Origin of the sequence: Microbacterium sp. (assembly GCF_017305435.1) — a bacterium.
Lineage (GTDB): Bacteria > Actinomycetota > Actinomycetes > Actinomycetales > Microbacteriaceae > Microbacterium.
This window is the reverse complement of record NZ_JAFKIP010000008.1, coordinates 244,854-262,629: the sequence shown is the minus strand read 5'-3', so window position 1 is coordinate 262,629 and position 17,776 is coordinate 244,854. Positions and strand designations below refer to the sequence as shown.

The window sequence follows — 17,776 nt, the reverse complement described above, 5'->3', positions numbered from 1 at the left end:
AATGACAACGGCGTCAGCCACCACGAACACGGGCGTAGGTCGCGCCCGCGTCGGAGTACAGAGGTTCGGAACCTTCCTCTCCGGCATGATCATGCCCAACATCGCGGCCTTCATCGCGTGGGGCTTCATCACGATGCTCTTCATCTCGGCCGGCTGGCTGGGCGGCTGGTTCCCGGTCTCCAACCTGCTCGGCGGGTTCGGAGATGCAGCCACGATCGGCTGGCAGGGGGCGATGACCACCCTGAGCCAGAGCGAGGACGGCGTCACCTTCACGACGTTCGTCGGCCTCGTCGGGCCGATGGTGACCTACCTGCTGCCCCTCCTGATCGCCAACACCGGCGGCCGGATGGTCTACGGCGAGCGCGGCGGTGTCGTCGCCTCGATCGCGACGATGGGTGTCATCGTCGGCACCAACATCCCGATGTTCCTCGGCGCGATGATCATGGGGCCGCTGGCCGCGTGGATCACCAAGCAGATGGACAAGCTGTGGGACGGCAAGATCAAGCCCGGCTTCGAGATGCTGGTGAACAACTTCTCCGCCGGCATCCTCGGCATGCTCCTCGCGATCTTCGGCTTCTTCGCCTTCGGTCCGGTCATGCTCGGTGTCTCGACGTTCCTCGGCGGCATCGTCGAGTGGCTCGTCGGCGCGCACCTGCTGCCGCTGCTGTCGATCATCGTCGAGCCGGCCAAGGTGCTGTTCCTCAACAACGCCATCAACCACGGCGTGTTCACCCCGCTCGGCATCCAGCAGGCCACCGAGACGGGCAAGTCGATCCTCTTCCTCATCGAGGCGAACCCCGGCCCAGGTCTCGGCCTCCTCCTCGCCTTCACCTTCTTCGGTGTCGGCGCGGCCAAGGCCTCGGCCCCCGGCGCGGCGATCATCCAGTTCCTCGGTGGCATCCACGAGATCTACTTCCCCTACGCCCTCAGCAAGCCGCTGACCATCCTCGCGCTCATCGCGGGCGGTGCCACGGGCGTCACGACGAACATGATCTTCAACGGCGGCCTGTCCTTCCCCGCCGCCCCGGGCAGCATCATCGCGGTCACGGCCGCGGCGCTGACCCCCGAGGCCGGCGGCGTGGGCAACCTGCTCGTGGTGTACCTGTCGGTCGTCCTCGCGGCGGCGGTGACCTTCCTCATCACGGGCGTGATCCTGCGCGCTTCGCGCAAGCGCGACCTGGCCGCCGAGGCCGAGGCATCCGCATCCTTCGAGGCCGCGATCGCGCAGACCGAGGCCAACAAGGGCAAGAAGTCCGACGCGCTGTCGAATCTGCGCGCAGGCGCGGCGTCGAACGCGGCCGTCGGCGGCGGTCAGGCACCGGTGCACTCCGACTTCGCGGCCGACGCGATCGCCGGCGGCGCCGCGGGCGGAGAGGTGAAGCACATCTCGACCATCGTGTTCGCCTGCGACGCGGGCATGGGGTCGTCGGCGATGGGCGCGAGCGTCCTGCGCAACAAGATCAAGAAGGCCGGCTTCGACGACGTCTCGGTGACCAACAAGGCCATCGCGAACCTCGACGGCAGCGAGGACCTCGTGATCACCCAGCAGCAGCTCACCGACCGCGCCCGGGGGCGCACGCCGGACGCGCTGCACGTCTCGGTCGACAACTTCATGAACTCGCCGAAGTACGACGAGGTCGTCGACCTCGTGCGCGGGCAGCACGAAGAGAAGTGACCGACGCGCGGGCCGGAGAGGTGACTCCCCGGCCCGCGCCACCCCCGACACCCCGACATCCCGACATCCCCCGAGGAGAGAACATGAGCGTCTTGAACGTCGGACAGATCCGCATCCACCCCGGCTCGGTCGCCAAGGACGACGCGATGGCCGAGGCCGCCGGCATCCTGCAGGATGCCGGGGCCGTCACCGGCGCGTACCTCGACGCGATGCGCCAGCGCGAGCAGACGGTCTCCACCTACATGGGCAACGAGCTCGCGATCCCGCACGGCACGAACGAGACGAAGGACGCGATCCTCGCCTCGGCGCTGTCGTTCGTGCGTTACGACGGAGGCGTGGACTGGGACGGCGAGAAGGTGACCTTCGTCGTCGGCATCGCCGGCAAGGGCGACGAGCACCTCGACATCCTCTCCCAGATCGCCCTCATCTTCTCCGAAGATGAGGAGGTCGAGCGCCTCAAGGCGGCGGCGACGCCCGAAGACCTGTACGCCCTGCTCTCTTCCGTGAACGACTGAGGGGACCGGATCATGAAGGCCGTCCATTTCGGCGCCGGCAACATCGGCCGCGGGTTCGTCGGACTGCTCCTGGCCGAAGGCGGCTATGAGCTCGTCTTCTCCGACGTCGCGACGGCCCTCGTCGACGCCCTCAACGCCGCCGACGAGTACACGGTGCACGAAGTCGGCGAGGGGGGCTCGGACAAGGTCGTGACGGGCTTCCGCGCCGTCGACAGCCAGGCCGACCCCGCCGCCGTCGCCGACGAGATCGCCACCGCCGACGTCGTCACGACGGCGGTCGGACCGACCGTGCTGCGCTTCGTCGCACCGCACGTGCTCGCGGGCCTCGCCCTGCGAGACCCTTCTCGGGCGCCGCTGCAGGTGATGGCGTGCGAGAACGCGATCGGCGCGACCGATCTGCTGCACGAGGAGATCCGCGCCCTCGCCGGGGACGCGTGGGACGGGCTCGCCGCCCGCGCGGTCTTCGCGAACACCGCCGTCGACCGGATCGTGCCGGCCCAGCCGGAGGGGTCCGGCATCGACGTCACGGTCGAGCCGTTCTTCGAGTGGGCGATCGAGCGCGGCCCCTTCGGCGATGACCCGCCGCACATCCCTGGCGCGCACTTCGTCGACGACCTCGCGCCGTACATCGAGCGCAAGCTCTTCACCGTCAACACCGGTCACGCGACGACCGCGTACTACGGCGCGCAGGCCGGCATCGAGAGGATCTCCGACGCCCTCGCCGACCCCGCGATCGCCGCGAAGGTCACGGCGACGCTCGAGGAGACCTCGGCGCTGCTGCACGCGGTGCACGGGCTGGATGCCGCCGAGCTGGCCGAGTACCGCGCGACGATCCTGCGCCGGTTCGCGAACCCGGAGCTCCCCGACACCGCGCAGCGCGTCGGGCGACAGCCCCTGCGCAAGCTCTCCCGCCACGAGCGCTTCGTCGGTCCCGCCGCCGCGGCGGCCGAGCGAGGACTCCCGACCCGCGCGCTCGTCGCAGCGATGGGTGCCGCGCTCGCCTTCGACGAGCCCGACGACCCCCAGTCCGTCGAGTTGCAGCAGCGGCTGCGCGACGAGGATGCCGCGGCCTTCACCGCGTCGGTCACGGGGCTCGACGAGGACCACCCCCTCTTCGCACAGGTCGAGGAGGTCGTGCGCGCCCGGCAGGCGGAGCTCGACTGAGCCCGGCTCTTCGCCCGGAGCCCGGGCCCGGATCCCGGCTCTTCGCCCGACGCCCCGGATCCCGGCTGAGCTGCGTCACCGCGGTGTCGTGGGAGCGCCGTAGACTGCCGCGGTGACGAAGAAGCGATCCCGGGGCCGCCGAATCCTGCGCTGGACCCTCGGGATCGTCGGGGGTCTCCTCGTGGCCGCCGTCATCGGCATCCTCGTCTACAGCCAGGTCGGCGTCATGGCCGCCGAGCCCGAGCCGCTCGCGGCCGTCCGCGCCGACGACCGTGTCGCGATCACCGACGACGCGGGGGCGATCGTGATGACGCCCGCCTCCCCGGCATCCGACGCGGATGACCCCGCGGGCGACGTCGGGCTCGTCTTCATCCCGGGCGCGAAAGTCGACCCGTGGGCGTACGCGTCGATCCTGTCGGGGCTCGTCACCGACGACGGCCTGACCGTGGTCATCACGAAGCCGTGGCTGAACCTCGCCTTCTTCGACTTGCGGCCGCTCTCGAGCTTCACCGATCTCGCCCCGGAGGTCACGAGCTGGATCGTCGGCGGGCACTCCCTCGGCGGCGTGCGCGCGTGCCAGCTCGCGACGGATGCCGACGCGCTCCTGCTCCTCGGCTCGTACTGCGCGAACGACCTGTCGAGCTCGGGGCTGCCCGTGCTCAGCATCAGCGGCACGGAGGACGGCCTGTCCACCCCCGAGAAGATCGACGCGGCGCGCCCGCTGCTGCCCGCGGATGCCGTCCTCGTCGCGATCCCGGGGGCGTCGCACGCCTCGTTCGGCGACTACGGCGCGCAGCCCGGCGACGGTGTCGCCACCGCGACGGATGCCGAGGTCCGCGCCGTCGTGACGACGCGCGTCGCCGATCTCGCCCGACTGTTGGGCTGAGCGCCCGACCGTGCTCCTCATCGTCGCCGCGCTCACGGCGTTCGTCGCCGCCGTCATCCAGCGCATCACCGGCCTCGGCTTCATGCTCGTGCTCATCGGCCCGTTCGTCCTCATCTACGGCGGCATCGAGGGCGTGACGGTCGGCGTGCTGCTCGCCCTCGTCGCCGCCGCGATCGCGGTGCCGCTCGTGTGGCGGGAGGTCGACTGGCGTCGCACGGCCTGGCTCGTCTGGCCCGGTCTCGTCGCGGCGCCCGCCGGCCTCCTGCTCGTGCGGCTGCTGCCCGAGCCCGCGCTCCTCCTCGTCATCGGCGCCCTGGCGGTGTTCGCCCTCGTCGCGGGGCGGATCCCGCAGTTCGCGCGTGCCCTCACGGGGCGCTCGGGCGCGGTCGCGGCCGGCGCGGCGGCCGGCTTCATGAACGTCGCGAGCGGGCTGGCCGGCCCCCCGCTGGCCGCACACGCCGTCGGCGACGGCTGGCCGCAACGGTCCTTCTCGGCGAGCGTGCAGGTCATCTTCGCGGCGTTCGGCGTGATCACGGTCGCGCTGCGCGGCCTCCCGGCCGAGCCGCCGACCGAGTTGGCGCTCCTCGCGGCGGCGACCGCCGTGGGGATCGTCGCCGGATCCCTCCTCGCGCGCGCCGTCCCGCCGGGGATCGCGCGCCGCGCGATGCTGGTCATCGCCTGGGGCGGGGCGGTCCTCGTCATCGTGCGCGGCGCCGCGGCGCTGTCGTCCTGACGCGCTGATTCCGCATTTCAGTTATGAACCACTAACCTGGAGCGGTCGACGTCGACACGATCCCGCACCGTCGCGGGCAAGGCTGGGGAAACTGCACATGACTGACACGCAGATCACGGCGCGATGCGCGATCATCGGCGCGGGCCCGTCCGGTCTCGCCGCCGCCCGCGCTCTGCAACGCGCCGGCATCGCCTTCACGGGTTTCGAGGCATCCACCGGCGTCGGCGGGCTCTGGGACATCGACAACCCGCGCTCGACGATGTACGAGTCCGCGCACCTCATCTCCTCGCGGACGACGACCCAGTTCGCCGAGTACCCGATGCAGACGGATGCCGATTACCCGAGCCACCGCGAGCTGATCGACTACTTCCGCGGCTACGCCGACCGCTTCGGCCTCACGGCGCACTTCCGCTTCGAGACGAAGGTCACCGCCGTCACGGCCGCCGCGGGCGGCGGATGGGACGTGGCCTCCAGCGGACCGGCCGGCGAGAGCACCGAGCACTTCGACACCGTGATCCTCGCGAACGGCACGCTCGCCGAGCCGCAGGTGCCCGCCTTCCGAGGCGAGTTCACGGGCGAGATCTTCCACACGTCGCAGTACAAGAACGCACGGCAGCTGGACGGCAAGCGCGTCCTCATCGTCGGCGCGGGCAACTCCGGCTGCGACATCGCCGTCGACGCGGTGCACCACGCGGCATCCGTCGACATGAGCGTCCGGCGCGGGTACTACTTCGTGCCGCGATACCTCTTCGGCAAACCCTCCGACACGCTCAATCAGGGCCGTCCGCTGCCGGCGCGCATCAAGCAGTTCGTCGACACGCGCGTGCTCCGGGCGTTCACGGGCGACCCGGTGCGGTTCGGATTCCCGAAGCCCGACTACCGCATCTACGAATCGCACCCGATCGTCAACACCCTCGTGCTGAACCACCTCGGCCAGGGCGACCTCGGCATCCGCGGAGACGTCGACCGCTTCGACGGCACCACGGTGCACTTCCGGGACGGATCGAGCGGCGAGTACGACACGGTCCTGCTGGCCACCGGCTACACCCTCGACTACCCGTTCGTGGACCGTGCGGCGCTGAACTGGACGGGGGCGTCGCCGCGGCTCTACCTCAACGTCTTCCCGCCCGCGTTCGACGGCCTCTACGTCATGGGCATGATCGAGGCGTCGGGCATCGGCTGGCAGGGCCGCTACGAGCAGGCCGACCTCATCGCCGCCTACCTCACCGCGACGCCCGCGGCGCAGACGGAGTTCCGTCGCGCCGTGCGCGAGGACGCCTGGCCCGATCTCACCGGCGGGTACCGCTACCTCGGGCTCGCGCGCATGTCCTACTACGTGAATAAGGATGCCTACCGGGCGGCCGTGCGCCGCGCGGTCACGGCTCTGCGCGGGTCGGCACCCGGCGCCTCGGCGCGGCGCGGCAGCATCCCCTCCCCCTCCCGGAAGGCACGGCGATGAACCCGGACGACGTCCTCCTGAACTTCACCCCCGGCACGCTCGTCGCTCTGAACGTCGTGCTCGCGCTCATCATGCTCGGGGTCGCCCTCGACGTGACGGTCGACGACTTCCGGATCGTCGCGCGCAAGCCCAAACCCATGATCATCGCGATCATCGCGCAGCTCGTCGTCCTGCCGGCCGTGACCTTCGGGCTCACCCTGGTGCTGCCGGTGACGCCGTCGATGGCGCTAGGGATGATCCTCGTCGCCTGCTGCCCGCCGGGCAACATCTCGCAAGTCCTGACGCATCGGGCGGGCGGAAACGTCGCGCTGTCCGTGTCGATGACCGCGGTGTCGAACCTCATCTACATCTTCGTGCTGCCGCTCTCGGTCGCCTTCTGGGGATCACTGCGGCCCGACACGAAGCAGCTCCTGCACGTCGTGTCGCTCAACGGCTGGCAGATGCTCCTCGAGATCCTCCTGGTCATCGGTGTGCCGTTCGCGGTCGGGCTGTGGGTGCGACACCGGGCGCCGAGGCTCGCGGGGCGCGTGCAGCCGTTCGTGAAGTGGTTCTCACTCCTCGCACTCCTCGCCTTCATCGTCGCGGCGCTCGCGGGGAACTGGCAGTACTTCGTCGCTTTCCTCGGCCTCATCCTCCTCGCCGTCACGATCCACGACGCCGTCGCCCTCGCGATCGGATGGACGACGGCGACCGTCGGCGGGCTCGGCACACGCGAACGCAAGGCGATGACGTTCGAAGTCGGCATCCGCAACGCCGGACTGGGCCTCGGCCTCATCTTCACGTTCTTCGGTGGGCTCGGCGGCATGGCGATCGTCGCCGGCTGGTGGGGCATCTGGGACATCATCGCCGGGCTCGTCGTCGCCGGCCTCTGGGCGCGGCACACGAAGGTGCGGACGGGATCCGCATCGGGGGACGCGACGCGGCGCGCGCGTGCGGGGGCGGCGGCGTGACACGGGTGCTCATCACCGGCGGAGCCGGGTTCCTGGGCGGGCACGTGGCATCCGCCCTCGCCGCCCGTGCCGATGTCGAGCTGGTGGTCGCGGGAGACGTGCGGATGCCCGCCGACCTCGTGCCGGGCGTCGTCTACGAGACGTGCGACGTGACGCGCGCGGGCGCGCTCGCGCCGCTGCTGCAGCGCCACGGGATCGACGTGGTCGTCCATCTCGCGGCGATCGTCAACCCGGGCCGCGACCATGACCTCGAGTACCGCGTCGACGTCGACGGCACGCGACATGTCCTGCAGGCCTGCGTGGACGCGGGGGTCCGCCGCATCGTCGTCTCGTCGTCGGGCGCGGCCTACGGCTACCACCCGGACAACCCGGACTGGCTGCGCGAGAGCGACCCCGTGCGCGGCAATGACGAGTTCGCCTACTCGCGACACAAGCGCCTCGTCGAAGAGATGCTGGCGGGCTATCGCAGCGCCCATCCCGAGCTCGAGCAGGTCGTCTTCCGGATCGGCACGATCCTCGGCGAGACGGTGCGGAACCAGATCACGGCGCTGTGGGACGGCCGCCGGATCCTCGCCGTGCGCGGATCGGACTCGCCCTTCGTGTTCGTCTGGGTAGACGACGTCGCCGGGGCGATGGCCCGCGCCGCCACCGACGGCCCGCCGGGCATCTACAACGTCGCCGGCGACGGTCGACTCACGGTGCGTGAGATCGCGGCGCGGCTGCGCAAGCCCCTGCTGGTGGTTCCGGCATCGGTCCTCGCGGCGGGGCTGCGCATCGGCCGCGCCCTGCGCCTGACCGTGCACGGACCCGAGCAGGTCGGGTTTCTGCGCTACCGGCCCGTCCTCGCGAACGACGCGCTGAAGCGCGATTTCGGCTACACCCCCCGCCTCACCTCCGCCGAGGCGTTCGACGCCTACCTGGCCGCCCATCCCGGCGTCGCCCGCCGCTGATCGGCGCCCGCCGCTGCGCGAAACTCCACCCATCGGACCCTCCTACGGCCGATAACCCGCCGATCGTGTCGTTGCACCCCCGAATCGGTGGAGTTTCATCGACTCCTCCCCAACGCGGGATTTCGTCGAACCGTCCACAGAAGTCTCCTCCGGCGCCCGCCCGGTCCCCTGACCGTGTCGACTACGGGAATGTCCGACAACACCGCGGCGGTTCTCTTCGCCCGATACCTCTCGCCGTCCGATCTCGCGTCGCATGGGCTCAGCCCGCACCGGATACGACGGCTCGTGCAGTCTGGTGCGCTGATCCGTCTTCGCAACGGTCGCTACGTCGGCCCGGACTGTCTTCCGGCGCTCGCGGCCGCGGCCCGCGCGGGCGGGCGCCTCGACTGCGTGTCGCTGCTGACCGCGCTCGGCATATTCGTGCGCGAACGCCACGGTCCGCTGCACGTCCAGATCGACGCCGACTCCAGTCGGCTGCCTGCACCTGATGCCGCCATCCGTCGCCACTGGCGCCACACCGCCTGTGACCGCACCCGTCTGGCCGCGGACATCATCGAGGCGCTGGCTCAGGCGTGCCGCTGCCAGGCGCCGCGCGACGCCATCGCCACGTTGGACAGCGCCTGGCACCTCGGCTTCGTCGACGAAGCGGGGGTGGCGGCGGTATTCGCGCGACTCCCCCGCCGCTACCGGGTGCTCCGAGCTCTCCTCGATCGTCGTGCCGAAGCGGGATCCGAGAGTCTGGTTCGCTTGATGGTGCGCGCTCTGGGCTGCACCGTCGAGCTCCAGGTCGACATTCAGAGCGTGGGGCGCGTAGACCTCCTCGTCGACGGCTGGCTGATCGTCGAGTGCGACAGCCGCGCCCACCACGGATCGTGGGAGGATCGTCGACGCGACACACGTCGGGATCTCGCCGCGGCGGCCCTCGGGTACACGACGGTCCGGCCGATCGCAGAGGACGTGTTCGATCGGCCCGAAGTGGTCTTCGAGATGCTCCGGCGCACGCTCGACCAGCGGCACGCGACAACTCCACCATCTCGGCGATCATCGCGGCTTCGCGGGCGGTTATCGTCCTGATCGCCGCCGGATCACCGGAGTTTTCGCGGCGATAACCGCGGCCGGCCCTGCCGCACGCGGCTCAGCCGGCGAAGCCCTCACCGATCAGTTCGATGAGCTCCTCCCGCTCCTCGACGGAGAGGAAGGCACCGGCGGCGGCGTTCAGCTGGAAGGCCTCCAGGTCTTCCAGGCGGTAGTCGAACGTCTCCGCCAGAAGAGCCAGTTCGCGGGTCAGTGAGGTGCGGCTCATCGTGCGGTTGTCGACGTTGACCGTCACCGCGAACCCGAGTTGGTACAGCAGATCGAAGGGGTGGTCCTCGAGGGCCGTCCCCCACTTCGCGATCGCGCCGGTCTGCAGGTTGGACGACGGCGACAGCTCGAGCGGGATCTCGCGATCGCGCACCCACCGGGCGAGGTCGCCGAAGGTGACGAGCACTTCGTCACCCTTCTGCTGCACGATCTCGAGGTCCTCCGCGATGCGCACGCCGTGGCCGAGCCGCAGCGCACGCCCGTCGATGAGCGCTGAGCGGATCGAATCGAGACCCGCCGCCTCCCCCGCGTGCACCGTCACCGGGAAGAACTCGGATGCCAGGTAGTCGAACGCCACCCGGTGATTCGACGCGGGGAAGCCGTCCTCGGGGCCGGCGATGTCGAACCCGACCGCCCCGCGCCCGCGGAACGCGACCGCGAGCTCGGCGATCTCGAGCGACCGGTTCGTGTGCCGCATCGCCGTGATGAGCTGGCCGACGCGGATGTCGCGGCCGCCTCGACGGTCGGAGGAGGCGGCATCCTCCCCCTCCTCGATGCCCTCCTGGACGGCTTCGACCGCCTCTTCGAGAGACAGGCCGCGGGCGAGGTGCTGCTCGGGCGCCCAGCGCACCTCACCGTAGATCACGCCGTCGGCGGCGAGGTCCTCGACGAACTCCCGCGCGACGCGACGCAGCCCGTCGGCGGTCTGCATGACGGCTGTCGTCAGGTCGAACGTCTTCAAGTACTCGACGAGCGACCCCGAGTCGCTCTGGTCCTCGAACCAGTCCGCGAGGTCATCGGCGTCGCCGGTCGGCACCTCGTGACCGATCTCGTCGGCGAGCTCGATGATCGTCTGCGGGCGCAGCGCCCCGTCGAGGTGGTCGTGCAGCGACACCTTCGGGAGCGACCGGATCGAGACGCCCTCGAGCGTGGGGTCGCCGTGCTGTGCGATGGCCATGAGGGGCTCCTTCGGGTGGCCCTTCGACGAGCTCAGGGACCGGTGGGTAAAGATCAGGCGGTGATGCGCTCGAGGACGAGCGGGGTGGATGCCGGGGCCTCCGCCCCGATCTCGTACGCTCCCTCGAGGGCGTCGAGCGCGCGGGCGAACCGCTTGTCATCATCCGCCGACAAGGTGAACAGCGGCTGACCTTCCGCGACCTCGTCGCCCGGCTTGACGAGCAGATCGATGCCGGCGGCGTGGATCACGGGGTCCTGCGCACGCGCGCGCCCCGCGCCGAGGCGCCAGGCGGCGACGCCGAACGGCAGGGCGTCCATCCGGGTGACGACGCCCGACGACGGCGCGACGACCGTGTGGGTCTCGCGCGGGGTCGGGAGCGCGGCATCCGGGTCGCCGTCCTGCGCTCGGATCATCTCGCGCCAGGCGTCCATCGCACGCCCGTCCTGCAGCGCGCGCTCGACGTCGGCGTCGGGCTGGCCGGCGAGCGCGAGCATCTCGCGCGCGAGCGCGACCGTCAGCTCGACGATGTCGGCGGGGCCGCCGCCGGCGAGCACCTCGACCGACTCCCGGACTTCGTTGGCGTTGCCGATCGCGAGCCCGAGGGGCGTGTTCATGTCGGTCAGGAGGGCGGTCGTCGCGACACCCGAGTCGGTGCCGAGCGCGACCATCGTGCGCGCGAGCTCGCGCGCCTTCTCGACGTCGCGCATGAAGGCGCCCGAGCCGAATTTGACGTCGAGGACGAGCGCGTCGGTGCCCTCGGCGATCTTCTTCGACATGATGCTCGACGCGATGAGCGGGATCGCCTCGACGGTGCCGGTGACGTCGCGCAGCGCATAGAGCCGCTTGTCGGCCGGTGCGAGGCCCGAGCCGGCCGCGCAGATGACGGCGCCCACGCCGCGCAGCTGCGCGGTCATCTCCTCGTTCGAGAGGGCGGCACGCCAGCCCGGGATCGACTCCAGCTTGTCGAGCGTGCCGCCGGTGTGACCGAGTCCGCGGCCGGAGAGCTGCGGGACGGCGACGCCGAAGGAGGCGACGAGAGGCGCCAGCGGCAGCGTGATCTTGTCGCCGACTCCGCCGGTGGAGTGCTTGTCGACCGTGCGCTTGCAGAGACCCGCGAAGCTCATCCGCTCGCCCGAGGCGATCATCGCGTCGGTCATGACGCGGATCTCGTCGCGGGTCATGCCGTTGAGGAGCACCGCCATCGCGAACGCCGCCATCTGCGAATCGGCGACGTACTCGCGCGTGTACGCATCGATCATCCAGCGCAGCGCGTCCTCGGGGACGGCGCCCTTATCGCGCTTGGTGCGGATGACGTCGACCGCGTCGAACGGCTCCGGCGCAGCCTCCGCCGCCGAATCGGATGCCGCGGTCATCGCGCCGCCTCCAGGTCTCGCGGACCGAAGGCATCCGGCAGCACCTCGGCGATCGTCCGGATGCCGGACACCGTCTCGAGGAGCATGCCGGGGAGCGCGAACTCGTTGAGCAGCTGCCGGCAGCGCCCGCACGGCATGATCGTCTCGCCCTCGCCGTTGACGCACACGAACGCGACGAGCTGGCCGCCGCCCGACATGTGCAGATCGCCGACGAGCGCGCACTCGGCGCAGAGCCCGACGCCGTAGGAGGCGTTCTCGACGTTGCAGCCCGACACGATCCGCCCGTCGCTCACGAGGGCGGCCGCCCCCACCTTATAGCGCGAGTACGGCGCGTACGCACGCGCCATCGCCTCGGTGGCGACCGAGCGCAGCTCGTCCCAATCGATATCCGTCACAGACCTCACCCCTTCACGTACGCGACGCCGTCAGCGGCGGGCGCACGGGACTTTCCGACGACCCCGGCGACGACGAAGATCGTCACGAGGTACGGCAGCATGAGCATGAACTCGCTCGGCACGGGAGACCCGATGACGCTGAGCGTGTTCTGCAGACTCGACGCGAACCCGAACAGGAGCGCCGCGAGCGTCGCCTTGATCGGGTCCCACTGACCGAAGATGACCGCCGCGAGGGCGATGAAGCCGGCACCCGCCGTCATCTCCTTGTTGAACGCGATGCCGTTTCCGATCGTGAACACGGTGCCGCCGATGCCCGCGATGGCGCCCGCGAGGATCACGTTCCAGAACCGGGTCGCGTTGACCTTGATCCCGACCGTGTCGGCAGCCTGCGGGTGCTCACCGACGGCGCGCAGGCGCAGGCCCCAGCGCGTCTTGAACATCCCGACCCAGACGAGCGCGACGGCGATGTACATGAGGTAGACGATGATCGTCTGCCGGAACAGCACGGGCCCGAGGACGGGGATCTCGCTGAGGATCGGGATCGGGATGCGGTCGAAGCGCGGCGGCGTGTTGAGGGTCGCCGCGTTCGGCTGCAGCACCTGTGAGAACAGGAAGCTCGTGAGACCGGCGACGAGCACGTTCAGCACGACACCGACGATGACCTGGTCGACGAGGTACTTGATCGCGAAGGCGGCCAGGACGAAAGCGACGAGCATGCCGGCGACCGCGGCCGCGAGAAGCCCCAGGATCGGCTGCCCCGTGAGGGATGCCACGAGAGCGGCCGTGAACGCGCCGGCGAGCAGCTGCCCCTCGATCGCGATGTTCACGACGCCCGCACGTTCGCCGATGACGCCCGCGAGCGCACCGTAGATGAGCGGCACGGCGAGTCCCAGCGAACCCGCCAGCAGACCCGCGATCGGCACGGTGCCGCCGGCGGCGGCCCACGTGAGGAAGCCGACGACGACCACGATGATGTATGCCGCGACGATCCACAGCGGTGCGCGCCCGAACGCGCGCACGAAGTACGCGGCCGCCGCGGTCAGGAGGATGCCGATGACGAGCGTGACCCACGCGGTCGGCATGACCGGCGCCAGGATCTCGGGCAGCTGCAGCACGTCGGCCGCCGTGGAGAGGTGGAACGTCGTCTCCCCCGTGCGGGGAGCGGCGAGCAGCAGCACGCCGAACAGGACGGAGAAGATCGCGAGGGCGATCGGCGTCTTCCAGCTGCGGATGACGGTGGTCTCGGGCAGCTGCGCGCTCGGCGGCGTCGTGACGACGGCGTCTCCGGTGATGGTCATGCGGACACCCCCTTCGACTCGATCCCCTGAGCGTCGGTCGACGGATCGGCATCCACCTTGCGCTTGAGCTCCTTTTCGCGGGCCTTCTCGCGACGACGCGCGTCGCGTTCGGGCGAGGGGAGGAAGAAGATCGTGCGCACGAGCGGCGGCGCCGCGATGAACAGCACGATGAGCGACTGCACGACGGTGACGATCTCGATCGGGATCTGCTGGCTGGCCTGCATCGCGAATCCGCCGGCCTTGAACGCGCCGAACAGGATGCCGGCGGCGAAGGTCCCCCACGGCGTCGAGCGCCCGAGCAGCGCGACCGTGATCGCGTCGAAGCCGATGCCCGCGTCGATACCCGCCGTGAAACCGGTGGTGATCGTGCCGAGCACCTGGTTGACGCCCGCGAGGCCCGCGAGGGCGCCCGCGATGAGCATGCCGTAGACGTACATGTTCTTGACGTCGATGCCGGCCACGCGCGCCGCGTTCGGGTTCTCGCCGACGGCGCGGAACTTGAATCCGAGGCTCGAGCGGCTGAGGATCCACCACACGACGACAGTCGCGAGGATCACGAGGATGAACCCGAAGTGCAGGTTGTAGCCCGTGCCGAGGAGGTCCGGGAAGACCGCCGTCTCCTTCATCGCGGGCGATTTCGGGTTGCTCGATCCCGGCGCCTGCAGGAGGCCGGGGGTGCGCAGCATCCACGAGATCAGATAGAACGCGACGTAGTTCAGCATGATCGTCACGATCACCTCGTGCGCGCCGGTCCGGGCCTTCAGGAGGCCCGCGATGCCGCCCCACAGCGCACCGCACAGCATGCCGACGAGGACGGCGAGCGCCATGTGCAGCGGGAACGGCAGGTCGAAGCCGAACGCGATCCAGCCGGCGCCGGCCGACGCCATGAGCATCTGCCCGCGCCCGCCGATGTTGAACATGCCGATGCGGAACGCCAGCGCGACGCCGAGACCCGCGGCGATGAGGGGCGTCGCGAAGGTGAGCGTCTCGGTGAACGGACGGATGCCGCGGGCGAAGTCCGGCGCGCCCGTGTTGTAGATCGACCCGCGGAAGAGGGCCGCGTAGGCCCCGCCGACGGCGTTGCCGATCGCGGCGAGCATGTCGCCGGGGCGGGCGAAGAAGTACCCCGCCGTACGCTGCACCTCGGCATCCGTCGCGGCGATCATGATGCCGCCGACGATGAGGGCGAGGACCACGGCGAGCACCGAGATCAGGGCGTTGCCCTGCGTGATGCGCACGAACGTGTCGTGCCACTTGCCGGGCGGCGGTGTCTCGATGCCCCGCGCCGTGCGCGGCGTTGGCGTGTCGGTCGCGCTGGACGTGCTGCTCACGCGGCCACCCCTTCCCCGTCGGGGTTCTCCCCCGCCATCATGAGGCCCAGGACATCGCGCGGCGTGTCGCCGGGCACGATGCCGATGATGCGGCCGCGGTACATCACCATGATCCGGTCGGCGAGAGCCGACACCTCGTCGAGTTCGGTGGAGACGACGATCACGGGGATGCCGGAGTCCCGCGTCTCCACGATGCGCTTGTGGATGAACTCGATCGATCCCACGTCGACGCCGCGCGTCGGCTGGGCCGCGACGAAGAGCGACAGGTCGCGGCTGAGCTCGCGCGCGAGCACGACCTTCTGCTGGTTGCCGCCGGAGAGACGTCCGACGGGCGTGTCGAGGGAGGGGGCGCGCACGTCGAACTCGGTGAACTTCGCCTGCGCGAACTCGTCGCGGACGCGTCGCTGGACCGTGCCGCGCTTGACGAAGGGCGCCCCGTTCGCCCGGTCGAGCATGAGGTTCTCGGCAATCGTGAACTCGCCGACGAGGCCGTCGACGTTGCGGTCCTCGGGGACGAAGCCGACGCCCTCGTCGAGGACGCGGCGGATGCTGCGCCCGACGAGCTGCTCACCGCTGAGCGTGATCGAGCCGCGCACGAGCGGCTGCATGCCGATGAGCGCCTCAGTGAGCTCGGTCTGGCCGTTGCCCTGGACGCCCGCGATCGCGAGCACCTCACCGCCGCGCACCGTGAAGCTGACGTCGTTGACGACGATCTGACCCCCCGGATCGATCACCGAGAGGTGCTCGACGACGAGTGCCTCCTCGCCGAGGACGGGCGGGTTCTTGTGGACGGTGAGCTCGACAGCTCGGCCCACCATGAGGGAGGCGAGCTCGGTGTTCGACGAGGTCGGGCTGGCCTCGCCGACGACCTTGCCGAGCCGGATCACGGTGATGCGGTCCGCCACTTCGCGGACCTCCCGCAGCTTGTGCGTGATGAAGACGATGGAGGTGCCGGATGCCTTGAGCTGGCGCATGATCGCCATGAGCTCGTCGGTCTCCTGCGGGGTGAGGACGGCGGTCGGCTCGTCGAAGACGAGCACCTTCGCGTCGCGCGAGAGGGCCTTGATGATCTCGACGCGCTGCTGGACGCCGACGGGCAGGTCCTCGACCACGGCATCCGGGTCGACGTCGAACCCGAATCGCGCGGAGATCTCGCGCACCCGCTCGCGCGCGGTGGCGAGATCGAGGATGCCGCCGGTCTTCGTCGGCTCGTGACCGAGCATGACGTTCTCGGCGACGGTGAAGACGGGGACGAGCATGAAGTGCTGGTGCACCATGCCGATCCCGGCACGCATGGCGTCACCGGGGCCGCGGAAGGCCTGGACGTGATCGTCGAGGAGGATCGTGCCCTCGTCGGCCGTGTACAGCCCGTAGAGGACGTTCATCAGGGTCGACTTGCCGGCGCCGTTCTCACCGAGCAGGCAGTGGATCTCACCGGGCTCCACGACGAGGTCGATGTGATCGTTGGCGACGAGACTGCCGAACCGCTTCGTGATGCCGCGGAGTTCGAGCTTCATGGGTTCGATCCTAGTTAACGGGCGAGCGCCGGTTGAGGGTGGACCGGGCGCACGGATGCAGGGGACGAAAAGAAGGCGGGGAGGCCGGCGAACCGGCCTCCCCGCCCGCGTGCGGGATCAGCCCGCGAGGTACGACTTGACGGTGATCGAGCCGTCGATGATGCCGGCCTTGATCTTGTCCAGCTCACCCTGCAGGTCGGGCGAGACCTTCGACGCGAAGTCGTGGAACGGGGCCAGGCCCACGCCCTCGTTCTCGAGCGTGCCGATGAACGGGGTCGGGTCGAAGTTGCCCTGACCGGCGGCCATCACGGCGTCCTCGACGCCCACGTCGATGAGCTTGCGGATCGAGGTGAGGAGCAGGTCGCCGACCGACGGGTCGGTCTCGAACACGTCGGCGTCGACGCCGATGAGCGCGATCTCACGGCCCGAGGAGCGGATGACCGAGGCGGCCGACTGGTAGATCGGGCCACCGACGGGCAGCAGCACGTCGACACCCTGGTCGACGATGCCCTGCGCGGCGTTGATCGCGTCCTGGTTGGCCTCGAAACCACCGGTGAAGACACCGTCGGTGCCGTCCCAGCCGATGACCTGGACGTTGTCGCTCTTCTCCTTGTTCCAGTACTCCACGCCCTGCTTGAAGCCGTCCATGAAGATCGAGACCGTCGGGAAGTTCATGCCGCCGAAGGTGCCGACCTTCTTCGCGGTGGAGTACGACGCCGAGGCGTAGCCCGCCATGAACGCCGCCTGCGCGGTGTCGAAGATGATGGGCTTGATGTTCGGCTGGTCGGTCTTGCCGTCGAAGTCGTTGTCGACCATGTCGTCGATCGAGACGTACTCGATCTCGGGGTTCGCGGCAGCCGACTCGCCCGCAGCGGCGGCGAGCGCGAAGCCGACCGTGATGATCAGCTTGCAGCCGTCGTCGACGAGGCTCTGCAGGTTCGGCGCGTAGTCCGACTCGGAGCTGGACTCGACGGCCTTGAAGTCGACGCCGAGCTCGCCGGCGGCCTTCTCCAGGCCCTCGTAGCCGAGCTGGTTGAACGACTTGTCGTCGAAGCCGCCCGCGTCCGAGACCATGCACGGCTTGAAGCCGTCGACGGCGCCACCGGCACCGGCGGTGCCCGTGTTCGATGCGTCGGGCGCCGAGCCGCAGCCGGCGAGGGCGATGATGAGCCCGGCGGCGGCAGTGATGCCCGCGAGCTTCTTAGGGGTCGAGATGGTCAATGCAGCCTCCACATTGATAGACCCGCGGATCTCGCGGGCGCACGGATCG

16 protein-coding genes are annotated in these 17,776 nt (G+C 70.0%); 9 read left to right on the top strand and 7 right to left on the bottom strand.

The annotated features are described in order from the left end of the window. Position 1 precedes the first annotated feature (1 nt). From J0I43_RS15410 to J0I43_RS15370, 9 genes are all read left to right on the top strand, one after another. Complete coding sequence (locus J0I43_RS15410) at positions 2 to 1,675, top strand: PTS mannitol transporter subunit IICB (protein ID WP_292865865.1); 1,674 nt, start codon at positions 2 to 4, stop codon at positions 1,673 to 1,675. An 83-nt stretch (positions 1,676 to 1,758) separates the two neighbouring features. After that, entirely contained in the window at positions 1,759 to 2,190 is a 432-nt protein-coding gene (locus J0I43_RS15405; protein ID WP_292865862.1) for a PTS sugar transporter subunit IIA, read from the top strand. A 12-nt stretch (positions 2,191 to 2,202) separates the two neighbouring features. Further along, a complete protein-coding gene (locus J0I43_RS15400; protein WP_292865859.1) occupies positions 2,203 to 3,354 on the top strand; it encodes a mannitol-1-phosphate 5-dehydrogenase in 1,152 nt (383 codons plus the stop codon). A gap of 112 nt (positions 3,355 to 3,466) precedes the next feature. Continuing rightward, positions 3,467 to 4,240: an alpha/beta hydrolase gene (locus J0I43_RS15395; protein ID WP_292865856.1), complete on the top strand. Its 774-nt coding sequence runs from the start codon at positions 3,467 to 3,469 to the stop codon at positions 4,238 to 4,240. A 10-nt stretch (positions 4,241 to 4,250) separates the two neighbouring features. Further along, the gene (locus tag J0I43_RS15390; protein WP_292865853.1) at positions 4,251 to 4,973 is read left to right on the top strand and encodes a TSUP family transporter; all 723 of its coding nucleotides are present in this window, start codon (positions 4,251 to 4,253) and stop codon (positions 4,971 to 4,973) included. Positions 4,974 to 5,070: 97 nt separating this feature from the next. Next, a complete protein-coding gene (locus tag J0I43_RS15385; RefSeq protein ID WP_292865850.1) occupies positions 5,071 to 6,432 on the top strand; it encodes an NAD(P)-binding domain-containing protein in 1,362 nt (453 codons plus the stop codon). Then, positions 6,429 to 7,382 (top strand): bile acid:sodium symporter family protein, encoded by a 954-nt coding sequence (locus J0I43_RS15380; RefSeq protein ID WP_292865847.1) that lies wholly within the window; start codon positions 6,429 to 6,431, stop codon positions 7,380 to 7,382. Before J0I43_RS15385 ends, J0I43_RS15380 begins: the two co-directional genes overlap by 4 nt. Further along, positions 7,379 to 8,332, top strand: a complete 954-nt coding sequence (locus tag J0I43_RS15375) for an SDR family oxidoreductase (protein ID WP_292865844.1) — start codon at positions 7,379 to 7,381, stop codon at positions 8,330 to 8,332. Before J0I43_RS15380 ends, J0I43_RS15375 begins: the two co-directional genes overlap by 4 nt. Before the next feature lie 189 nt (positions 8,333 to 8,521). After that, complete coding sequence (locus J0I43_RS15370) at positions 8,522 to 9,406, top strand: type IV toxin-antitoxin system AbiEi family antitoxin domain-containing protein (protein ID WP_292865841.1); 885 nt, start codon at positions 8,522 to 8,524, stop codon at positions 9,404 to 9,406. 61 nt (positions 9,407 to 9,467) lie between these two features. On the opposite strand, the gene J0I43_RS15365 is transcribed toward J0I43_RS15370, so the two are convergent. The 7 genes from J0I43_RS15365 to J0I43_RS15335 form a co-directional block, all read right to left on the bottom strand. Continuing rightward, the gene (locus tag J0I43_RS15365; RefSeq protein WP_292865838.1) at positions 9,468 to 10,592 is read right to left on the bottom strand and encodes an adenosine deaminase; all 1,125 of its coding nucleotides are present in this window, start codon (positions 10,590 to 10,592) and stop codon (positions 9,468 to 9,470) included. 53 nt (positions 10,593 to 10,645) lie between these two features. After that, positions 10,646 to 11,965 (bottom strand): thymidine phosphorylase, encoded by a 1,320-nt coding sequence (locus J0I43_RS15360; RefSeq protein ID WP_292865835.1) that lies wholly within the window; start codon positions 11,963 to 11,965, stop codon positions 10,646 to 10,648. Beyond that, positions 11,962 to 12,360, bottom strand: coding sequence for a cytidine deaminase (locus tag J0I43_RS15355; protein ID WP_292865832.1), 399 nt, complete (start codon positions 12,358 to 12,360; stop codon positions 11,962 to 11,964). Before J0I43_RS15355 ends, J0I43_RS15360 begins: the two co-directional genes overlap by 4 nt. A 5-nt stretch (positions 12,361 to 12,365) precedes the next feature. Next, the gene (locus J0I43_RS15350) at positions 12,366 to 13,658 is read right to left on the bottom strand and encodes an ABC transporter permease (protein ID WP_292865829.1); all 1,293 of its coding nucleotides are present in this window, start codon (positions 13,656 to 13,658) and stop codon (positions 12,366 to 12,368) included. Further along, positions 13,655 to 14,935 (bottom strand): ABC transporter permease, encoded by a 1,281-nt coding sequence (locus J0I43_RS15345; protein WP_292865962.1) that lies wholly within the window; start codon positions 14,933 to 14,935, stop codon positions 13,655 to 13,657. Before J0I43_RS15345 ends, J0I43_RS15350 begins: the two co-directional genes overlap by 4 nt. 50 nt (positions 14,936 to 14,985) lie before the next feature. Then, complete coding sequence (locus J0I43_RS15340; RefSeq protein WP_292865826.1) at positions 14,986 to 16,506, bottom strand: ABC transporter ATP-binding protein; 1,521 nt, start codon at positions 16,504 to 16,506, stop codon at positions 14,986 to 14,988. Positions 16,507 to 16,623: 117 nt separating this feature from the next. After that, on the bottom strand, positions 16,624 to 17,727 hold the full coding sequence (locus J0I43_RS15335) for a BMP family ABC transporter substrate-binding protein (RefSeq protein ID WP_292865823.1): 1,104 nt from the start codon (positions 17,725 to 17,727) through the stop codon (positions 16,624 to 16,626). Positions 17,728 to 17,776 lie beyond the last annotated feature (49 nt).

Coding starts and splice junctions, on each gene's coding strand:
- J0I43_RS15410 (WP_292865865.1), top strand. CDS start 2: ATGACAACGGCGTCAGCCACCACGAACACGGGCGTAGGTCGCGCCCGC.
- J0I43_RS15405 (WP_292865862.1), top strand. CDS start 1,759: ATGAGCGTCTTGAACGTCGGACAGATCCGCATCCACCCCGGCTCGGTC.
- J0I43_RS15400 (WP_292865859.1), top strand. CDS start 2,203: ATGAAGGCCGTCCATTTCGGCGCCGGCAACATCGGCCGCGGGTTCGTC.
- J0I43_RS15385 (WP_292865850.1), top strand. CDS start 5,071: ATGACTGACACGCAGATCACGGCGCGATGCGCGATCATCGGCGCGGGC.
- J0I43_RS15380 (WP_292865847.1), top strand. CDS start 6,429: ATGAACCCGGACGACGTCCTCCTGAACTTCACCCCCGGCACGCTCGTC.
- J0I43_RS15370 (WP_292865841.1), top strand. CDS start 8,522: ATGTCCGACAACACCGCGGCGGTTCTCTTCGCCCGATACCTCTCGCCG.
- J0I43_RS15365 (WP_292865838.1), bottom strand. CDS start 10,592: ATGGCCATCGCACAGCACGGCGACCCCACGCTCGAGGGCGTCTCGATC.
- J0I43_RS15360 (WP_292865835.1), bottom strand. CDS start 11,965: ATGACCGCGGCATCCGATTCGGCGGCGGAGGCTGCGCCGGAGCCGTTC.
- J0I43_RS15350 (WP_292865829.1), bottom strand. CDS start 13,658: ATGACCATCACCGGAGACGCCGTCGTCACGACGCCGCCGAGCGCGCAG.
- J0I43_RS15340 (WP_292865826.1), bottom strand. CDS start 16,506: ATGAAGCTCGAACTCCGCGGCATCACGAAGCGGTTCGGCAGTCTCGTC.